The 1,529-nt window shown below is 73.8% G+C and carries 2 protein-coding genes; one reads left to right on the top strand and one right to left on the bottom strand.

What is annotated here, in order from left to right:
- A partial coding sequence (locus G3I40_RS26535; protein ID WP_164304682.1) for an MFS transporter occupies positions 1 to 321 on the bottom strand: 321 nt, incomplete at its 3' end.
- A gap of 135 nt (positions 322 to 456) precedes the next feature.
- Here G3I40_RS26535 and G3I40_RS26540 point away from each other — a divergent pair.
- Positions 457 to 1,428, top strand: a complete 972-nt coding sequence (locus tag G3I40_RS26540; RefSeq protein WP_164304683.1) for an Lrp/AsnC family transcriptional regulator — start codon at positions 457 to 459, stop codon at positions 1,426 to 1,428.
- Positions 1,429 to 1,529 lie beyond the last annotated feature (101 nt).

The raw sequence follows: 1,529 nt of genomic DNA on the forward strand, positions 1-1,529 counted from the left end.
GCCGCCCAGGCCCTGCACGACCCGCGCGGCCACCAGCAGCCCGGGCCCGCCCGCGATTCCACACGCCGCCGAGGCCAGCGCGAAGACCACCACGCCCACCACGTGCACCCGGCGCCGCCCGAGAATGTCCGCGGCGGCGCCGGTCGCGAGCAGCAGCGCGGCGAGCGCCAGCGCGTACCCGTCCATCACCCACTGCAGATCGCTGAGCGAGGCGTGCAGCGCGCCCGCCATGTCCGGAAGCGCGACCACGGCTATGGACACGTCCAGCAGCAGCATGAACGTGCTCAGGCAGACCGCGGTCAGGGTCCCCCATGTACGCATCGTGAATCCGACCTTCCCGTATCGCCGACCGGCTCGTCGGCCGGTCCATTACTTCGTACGATGAGGCGCACCCGGCCGATCGCATCGATCAACGCCACCGAATCGACGGAATCCGACATGAGAGGCGGTCCGGAGATGGATTCCACCTCCTACGACGCACTGGACCTGCGGATCCTCCAGGCCCTGGAAGTGGACGGCCGGGCCCCGTTCAGCCGGATCGCAGAGGTCCTCGACGTCTCCGACCAGACCGTGGCCCGGCGCTACCGCAGGCTCGTCGCGGACGGCGGGCTGCGCATCGTCGGCCTGCAGGACAGCCACGTGCTCGGCCACGACAGCTGGATGCTGCGGCTGCGCTGCACCCCGGAGGGCGCCGAGACCATCGCGGCGGCCCTGGCCCGCCGCCCGGACACGATGTGGATCGGCCTCACGTCGGGCGGCACGGAGGTCGTCTGCGTGACGGTGCCGCGCACCCGCGGCGACCACGACGACCTCCTGCTCGGCAAGCTCCCGCGCACCCCGCACATCGTGGAGATCCGCGCCCTGCAGATCCTGCACCGGTTCTACGGCGGCCCCCAGGGCTGGCTGAGCAAGCACGACCCGCTCACCGCCGCCCAGCGCACGGCGCTCGCCCCGCCCGCCCCCACCGCGGAAGGCGCCCTGCCCGCCCCGGACGACGCCCCGCTCCTCGACGTCCTCAAGCGCGACGGCCGCGCCACCTACCCCGAACTCCAGCGCGCCACCGGCAGGTCGGAGTCCGCCGTCAAGCGCCGCCTGGCCCAGCTGCTCGCCTCCCGCGCCCTCTACATCGACATCGAGTACGACACCCTGCGCGTCGGGTTCCGGGTGGCGGCCCTCCTGTGGATCACCGCGTCCCCGGGACGCCTCGACGCGGTGGGCCGGGCGCTCGCCGCGCACGACGAGGTGGCCTTCGCCGCCGCGACCGCGGGCCCCTCGAACATCGTCGTCACCGTCCTCGCCCGCGACACGGCCGACCTCTACGCGTACGTCAGCGGGAAGCTGGGGCGCCTGGAGGGCGTGGAACACGTGGAGACGGCGCCGTTCATGCACCGGGTCAAACAGCTGACGTACCAGCCGCCGCTGCGCTGATCCGGCCCGGGCGCCTCACCGGTGCAGCCGGTCCCCGCCGCCCAGGATCGCCTGCGCCAGAGCCCGCGCCGCGCCGCCCCGCTCCCGCCCCGCGGCGCCGT

The sequence above is a fragment of the Streptomyces sp. SID14478 genome (assembly GCF_010548525.1).
Taxonomy (GTDB): domain Bacteria; phylum Actinomycetota; class Actinomycetes; order Streptomycetales; family Streptomycetaceae; genus Streptomyces.

Excerpts from the sequence above, each read along its gene's own strand:
- G3I40_RS26540 (WP_164304683.1), top strand. The coding sequence starts at position 457 with ATGGATTCCACCTCCTACGACGCACTGGACCTGCGGATCCTCCAGGCC.